Source organism: Oscillibacter sp. CAG:155 (assembly GCA_000436875.1).
In the GTDB taxonomy this organism is placed as follows: domain Bacteria; phylum Bacillota; class Clostridia; order Oscillospirales; family Oscillospiraceae; genus Oscillibacter.
Genome location: FR890846.1, coordinates 30,509 through 37,545 on the forward strand (window position 1 = coordinate 30,509; position 7,037 = coordinate 37,545).

Annotated in this window: 5 protein-coding genes; 1 reads left to right on the forward strand and 4 read right to left on the reverse strand. The window is 58.1% G+C overall.

What is annotated here, in order from left to right; genetic code table 11:
• Positions 1-54: 54 nt before the first annotated feature.
• Positions 55-819, forward strand: coding sequence for a hypothetical protein (locus QZL67_RS01755; protein WP_022289062.1), 765 nt, complete (start codon positions 55-57; stop codon positions 817-819).
• Between the two features lie 52 nt (positions 820-871).
• Here the strand turns inward: QZL67_RS01755 and QZL67_RS01760 are convergent, their stop codons facing one another.
• The 4 genes from QZL67_RS01760 to QZL67_RS01775 all read right to left on the reverse strand — a co-directional run bounded on the left by QZL67_RS01760 (position 872) and on the right by QZL67_RS01775 (position 6,850).
• Positions 872-2,638 (reverse strand): DUF4127 family protein, encoded by a 1,767-nt coding sequence (locus QZL67_RS01760; RefSeq protein WP_022289063.1) that lies wholly within the window; start codon positions 2,636-2,638, stop codon positions 872-874.
• Between the two features lie 79 nt (positions 2,639-2,717).
• Positions 2,718-4,157 carry a proline--tRNA ligase gene (gene proS / locus QZL67_RS01765; protein ID WP_022289064.1) on the reverse strand — a complete coding sequence of 480 codons (1,440 nt, stop codon included), beginning with the start codon at positions 4,155-4,157 and terminating at the stop codon, positions 2,718-2,720.
• Positions 4,158-4,323: 166 nt separating this feature from the next.
• On the reverse strand, positions 4,324-5,868 hold the full coding sequence (gene rny / locus QZL67_RS01770; protein WP_022289065.1) for a ribonuclease Y: 1,545 nt from the start codon (positions 5,866-5,868) through the stop codon (positions 4,324-4,326).
• A gap of 238 nt (positions 5,869-6,106) precedes the next feature.
• Positions 6,107-6,850 carry an N-acetylmuramoyl-L-alanine amidase gene (locus QZL67_RS01775; protein ID WP_022289066.1) on the reverse strand — a complete coding sequence of 248 codons (744 nt, stop codon included), beginning with the start codon at positions 6,848-6,850 and terminating at the stop codon, positions 6,107-6,109.
• Positions 6,851-7,037: the final 187 nt, after the last annotated feature.

Genomic DNA, 7,037 nt, shown 5'->3' on the forward strand with positions numbered 1-7,037 from the left:
GAATGTTTCGTCGCCGGATATCTTTACTAGAAATTGCCCTGGAGGTCGTTATAAATGCCTAAAAATCCCAACAGCAGCACCAAGCCGGTGAAGCGGGAAGGCCCCATGAATGCCACCATGAAGTTTTTCCTGGCAGGCTGTGTGGCAGAGCTTTATTTACTGGTTGTCCGAAAGTATTACGTCAATGGCACGCTGACGCAGGTCATCGCGTGGGACAGTTATTTGCGCTATATTCTTTGGGCCGGTCTGGCCGTTCTTGCCATCGGTGTAATTTTAAGCATCGTATGGAACAAGGATCGAAAAAAACGGGTCATTGGCTGGTCTGTGGGCGGTGCCGGTGCGTTTTTTGCGTTTTCCTCCTGGTTTACACTAGGCTATGTGGATGCGGCACTGCGGCTGATGTGCGTAGTGGTCCCGGTGGTGATGCTGCTGGATATTCTCTGGAGTCTGTATGACCGGGAATGTGCCTGGGCACTGACCATTTTAGGGGTATCTCTGATCGCGCTGTGGGTCTGCCGTCAGGAACTTTCCAGCATCTATCTGGGCTCGTTTGTGCGGGTAATCGCTGTCATCTATATCGTCGTGCTGGCAGTGATTGCGTTTTTGACCCATCGGATCGACCTGCACGACGGCAAACTCGGCAAGCTGCAGGTTCTGCCGGCTGAAGCGGACCCCCTGCCTGTTTACGTGGCCTGCGGTCTTTCCGCTGTTGCCATGGTGTGTGCACTGATCAGCGTCTCCGCCGCTTACTACGCCATGTGGACGCTGGCCATCGTGGTCTTTGCGCTGGCGGTGTATTACACAGTCAAGCAGCTTTGATCTTTAATTTTAAATCAAAAAGCACCCGGAACTGTCGTTCCGGGTGCTTTTTTTATTTGTAGTAGAAACCAAAAATCTTTTTGTGGGGCTCTGTAAAAGACCCCAGGGTGATGTCCATGCTGATTTCAAAAGCACGGTCCCAGGGGAAGCGGTAATTCCCAAGGGTGACAGCCCCCCAGCCGATCTCTTCCCCGGACAGGTCAGAGAGGAAATTGCTGTGCTCTAAATTCTCTATCACATCTGCCGTAGCGGCATCCATCCCGCTCTCCAGCCGCGCCTGCACTGCATCCAAATCGACGGCAGGCTGCCAGAAGTTATCGGGGTTTCCCCCCAGGTCGTTGCGGACGTATGCAATGAGGTCCTCCCGAACCACGTTCTTATAGCAAAAGTCCTTCAGCACGCTGTCCGCCATGGTAAGCGCCCAGGCTTGGTTCATCCCGGTGTCCGCCTTGCCGCTTTGCAGTGCCGCGTACCGGGCCACACCGTGGCTCAGAGCCGTTCCTGTGACGATGGCCATATCCAAAAAGCCTGCATAGCTCAAAAGCCATCCAAGCTCCGTCTCCTTTGTCAGGGCATCGTGGAAGGCCGTCCCATAGGTGCCGTTTCCGGCGTCAATGAGGATGGTCGGCATTCCCTCCTCACGGCATTCGTTGAGCGTGTCGATCAGCGCGCCGTAATACGCCGCCTTCTGGGCCTCATCCGCAGGCTGCGTCAGCACCAGAACCGTCAGATCCGGATTCTCCGCTGTCAGCGTCAGGTCGAAAAACTCTGTATGCTCCTCCACGATGGTGGTCAGCGGTTGATAGTCATAGTCGCAGGCAGGCTGCTCCTCGGTACCGCCAAAGTACTGCACAGTCACGTCGGCTCCCTGCCAGCCGGTCTCATCCAAGTATAAGCGGGCGATGGCCTTGAAGGCCAGATCATCTACGCCGGAGAGCAGCGCGTCTCCCTGCCGCAGGAGGCTGCGCAGGTAGGCAATCTCATTTTTCTGGATGCTGTCCTCCACGGAGGAGTCGTCAATGCCGATGAGGACATGAAAGTTCTCATATCCCGGCTGAGTCACCGTCTCCAGCATCTGGTCCGAGAGGGTCAGCTTCCGGGTCCGGGCGGCGAGATATTCTGCCACCTCCCACTCCTCCAGATCGAATTCCGGCAGCGGCAGCACCGTGCCGCCAGATCCCAGACGGTAATCCGCCTCGATGTTAGAGATGGTCAGGGCGTCTCCCTCCAGAACCGGGCGTCCTTCCATTCCATAGGCGCGCAGGGCGTTATAGCCATCCAGATCCCAGTGGTCATATCCCACTGTGGGCGCCAAGCGCATGACGCTTTCCAGGAGCCATACCTGGTTATTCGGGTCCGCCGCCAGCGTTGTCAAGAGGTTGTCCAACAACTCCTTCTCTGTCAGTATGGTGCCGTCAGAGAGCGTGACAGGCTCCGGCTCCCACATGGAGCGGGAGTTCACCAACCCGCCGGAGAGCAGCTGGTCCAGAGAGAGAATATAGCGGTCGCATCCCGCCGCCTCCTGGGCCAGGACCCACTCGTAAAGGTCGGCCCGGTCTCCGTATTGGGTACCGTTTTCATTGAGGGGCTGATCCTGTAGGCGGGTACGGTAGTCGTCGGTCTCTGGCATGGCCAACTGATACCCCAGAGATTCCGCCAGATACACCGCCCGCTCCACATTGTCCGGCCGGTCGTCCAGGGGCACATAGGCAATGGTCGTGCGCTCCGCTGTCTCTCCGCCGCCATTCTTCCACGGCACAGGGCCGCAGCCGGCAAGCACTGCACAGGCCAGAACCGCCGCAAAAATTTGCTTTTTCATATCGTCTCCTTTGCTGTAAAAAACGCGGAGCCCGCCGTGCGGGCTCCGCGCAGTTGAAAAGCCTCGCAGAGTCTGGAGATCAGTACGCCACGCCCCAGTAGATATCGGTCTTGCAGGGCTTGCCGCATACCGGGCAGGTACCCTCGGTACCACTCTGCTGGAGCGGCATGCAGCGGGAAGTGACGCCGGCACGCTCCTTCATGGCCAGCTCGCACTCCAGAGAACCGCACCACTTGGACCGCAGGAAGCCGCCCTTGCCCTCGGCGATGGTCTTGGCCTCCTCGGGGGTCTTGATGTCGAAGGTGTTCTCCTCCCGGTTTTTGAGGGCCATGGCGAAGAGGTTGTCATGGACAGCGTCCAGCAGCTCCTGCACCTTGCTCTCCAGCTCGCTGAGGGCCACAAACACCTTCTCGCCGGTATCCCGGCGGGCGATGACGCACTGTTCCTTCTCCAGGTCCTTGGGACCGATCTCCACCCGCAGGGGCACGCCCTTCATCTCATACTCGGCAAACTTCCAGCCGGGGGAGTTGTCGGAGTCATCCATCTTGGTGCGCACGCCGGCGACCTGCAGACGGTCCCGCAGAGCGGCGGCAGCATCCAGCACGCCAGGCTTGTGAGCCGCCACGGGGATCACCACCACCTGCACGGGGGCAATACGGGGCGGCAGTACCAGGCCGTTGTCGTCACCGTGGGTCATGATGATACCGCCGATCATCCGGGTGGAAACGCCCCAGCTGGTCTGATGGGGATGGTGGGGCTGGTTATCCTTGCCGGCAAAGGTAATGTCGAAGGCCTTGGCAAAGCCGTCGCCGAAGTAGTGGCTGGTGCCGGCTTGAAGCGCCTTGTGGTCGTGCATCATGCACTCCACAGTATAGGTCTCCTCAGCACCGTTGAACTTCTCCTTGTCGGTCTTGCGGCCCCGGATCACCGGCATGGCCAGGACATTTTCCATGAAGTCCGCATAGATGTTGAGCATCCGCATGGTCTCTTCCCGGGCCTCTTCTGCGGTGGCGTGCATGGTGTGGCCCTCCTGCCACAGGAATTCCCGGTGGCGCAGGAAGGGACGGGAGGTCTTTTCCCAGCGCAGCACGGAGCACCACTGGTTATAGAGCTTGGGCAGGTCCCGCCAGGAGTGGATGATATTGGCATAATGCTCGCAGAAAAGGGTCTCAGAGGTGGGGCGCACGCACAGGCGGTCCTCCAGCTTCTCGCTGCCGCCCATGGTGACCCAGGCGCATTCGGGAGCAAAGCCCTCCACGTGGTCCTTCTCCTTCTGGAGCAGGGACTCCGGGATCAGCACGGGGAGATACACGTTCTCATGGCCCGTGGCCTTGAAGCGCCGGTCCAGCTCCGCCTGGATGTTCTCCCAAATGGCGTAGCCATAGGGCCGGTAAATGAAAAGGCCCTTCACGGAGGTGTAGTCAATCAGCTCCGCCTTCTTGCACACATCCGTGTACCACTGGGCAAAATCCACGTCCCGGCTGGTAATCGCGTCTACTTGTCTTTTATCCTGTGCCATCGTCTCAAATCCTTTGCATTTTTTATCAAATCACTGGTATCCGTGTGTTTTCACTAAATTTATATTGTATCGGTGAACCACAGAAATGTCAAGGCATCGGCGGGAATCTCCCCCGGCAAATGAAACAAGCGGAGCGCATCTGCGCTCCGCTTGCCGGAATGGTTTCTTATTTGGCGTATTCGATGACCTTGGTCTCCCGCAGGACATGGACCTTGATCTGACCGGGATACTCCATTTCCTCCTCGATCTTCTTGGCCAAGTCCCGGGCCAGGATGACCATCTGGTCCTCGCTGACCTGCTCGGGCTTCACCATCACGCGGACTTCCCGTCCGGCCTGAATGGCATACGCCTTCTCCACGCCGTGGAAGGAGGTAGAGATGGCCTCCAGCTGCTCCAGGCGCTTGATGTAGTTCTCCAGATTCTCGCGCCGGGCGCCGGGCCGTGCAGCGGAAATGGCGTCCGCTGCCTGTACCAGGCAGGCCACGATGGTCCGGGGCTCCACATCATTGTGATGGGCCTCGATGGCGTGGATGATGTCATCCCGCTCCTTATACTTCCGGGCGAACTCCACGCCCAGAGCCACATGGGTGCCCTCCATCTCGTGGTCCACGGCCTTGCCCAGATCGTGGAGCAGTCCTGCCCGCTTGGCGGCCTGGACATCAGCGCCCAGTTCCGCCGCCATCATGCCGGCAATGTGGCTGACCTCGATGGAGTGCTGCAGCACATTCTGACCGTAGCTGGTCCGGTAATGGAGACGGCCCAGCATCTTCACCAGCTCCGGGTGCAGGTTCCGCACGCCGCACTCAAAGGTGGCGCGCTCACCCTCCGCTTTGATGGTGGCATCCACCTCACGGCGGGCCTTTTCCACCATCTCCTCAATGTGAGTAGGATGGATACGCCCGTCGGCGATGAGCTTTTCCAGTGCCAGGCGTGCAATCTCCCGCCGCACCGGCTCGAAACAGGAGACCGTGATGGCCTCCGGCGTGTCGTCAATAATCAGATCCACACCAGTCAGGGTCTCAATGGTGCGGATATTGCGGCCTTCCCGGCCGATGATACGGCCCTTCATCTCGTCATTGGGCAGGGGAACCACACTGACGGTCATCTCAGCCACCTGGTCGGCGGCGCACCGCTGGATGGCCTGCGCCACCACTTCCCGGGCGCGGGCCTCGCACTCTTCTTTCATCCGGGACTCGACCTCTTTGATCTTGAGGGCGGTCTCGTGGGTCACTTCCGCTTCCACTTGGGCAATCAGGTAATCCTTGGCCTCCTCAGCGGTAAAGCCGGAGATCTTCTCCAGCATCTCCGTCTGGCTGCGCTTGATGGCCTTGATCTCCTCGTTTTCCTTATCCGCGGCCGCGTGCTTCTGGGCAAGAGATTCCTCTTTCTTCTCAATGGCCTCGGTCTTGCGGTCCAGGTTTTCTTCCTTTTGCTGCAGGCGGTTTTCCTGCCGCTGCAGGTCAGCCCGGCGTTCCTTTACTTCCTTCTCATACTCGCTGCGGTTTTTTAAAATCTCTTCTTTGGCTTCCAGCAGTGCCTCTTTCTTCTTGGTTTCGGCGCTCTTGATGGCCTCATTGATGATGCGCGTTCCCTCTTCTTCTGCGCTTGAGATTTCCTTTTCGGAAACATTTTTCCGATAGCGAATACCGAGAGGGAAGCAAATCACACCGCCGACCACCAGCCCGATCAGGGCGGTGATGATGGGACTCATGATTCACATTCCTCCTGTTAAATCGGTATTGGTCGCTGTATCTGCAGATCAAACTGATCGCATGTGTCAGAAAACAATCGGACGGCACCCCTGCTGCCCTCCGATAATTATCCTTTTTTAGTTTAATCGTTCCACCGTTGCATGTCAAGAAAAAGTCGTGAATTTCCCCAAAGCAGGCGGCACCGTCTCTGAGTTTTTACCAAATATCGTCGGCGGCCAGATGCACCCATCGGCCGGATTACCCAATGTCGATGTATGCCGCTGCCGCGTACCCCACATATCCCTCGTAATGCACCACATACCATCCCTCCCATTCGCCGTAGACCGTGACCGTGGAACCGGCCGGCAGGTTTTCCAGAATGGCCCCGTCAGAGGAGGGGTAATCCCGCAGGTTCAGCGTTCCGTACTGAATGGCCACTGTGCCGGGAACCGGCGTCATGGGATAGATGAACGGCAGACCGAAAAACTCCGTCAGCGCCCGGGCCAGCTGCTGGGCAATGGCATCCAGATGGCCCTCCACCCACACGGCATCCTCATAGTTGTCATGATAGCCGATCTCCACCAGCACGGAGGGGAACCGGGGCTGACGCACTTCCCCCAGGGAGGTTGTGGCCCGGGTGGTAACCTGATTCGGCAGCGGGTAGATCTGCCGCAGCTGCTGGGCGATCAGCTCCGCCGCCCGCCGCCCGGCGCTGCTGCCGGGATAGTAAAACGCGATGATGCCCCGGTTTTCACCATAGCTGCCGGCACCGGATGCATTGGAGTGCAGGGCCAGATACAGATCATATTCCCCCTGGTTCGCCTCCCGGATGGAGGAGGCCGCCGTCATCTCCGGCCGGTTTCGCCGGTACTGGATGCCGTTGGAGCGCAAATAGGGCTCCAGCGCATCGGCCAGCAGATTCATGTTGTACTCCTCGGAACCGCTGCCGGTCACATACTGGTTCCACTCCTGCGTCGATGGACTCAGATAGATCATGGGCATAGAAATCCCTCCTTCTCCCCTATTTATATGGCATTTTTCCCCCGCATGTGATACACTGTTCCAGAAATGAAGCACCCTCAGAAAGTCCAATGGTAATAAGTCAAGAGGGAGACACAAGAAAAATTTGAGTAAAACAGTATGGAAACAGCTAAGTGGGCAGCAAAAAGGCAACACCAACCAAAGCCCT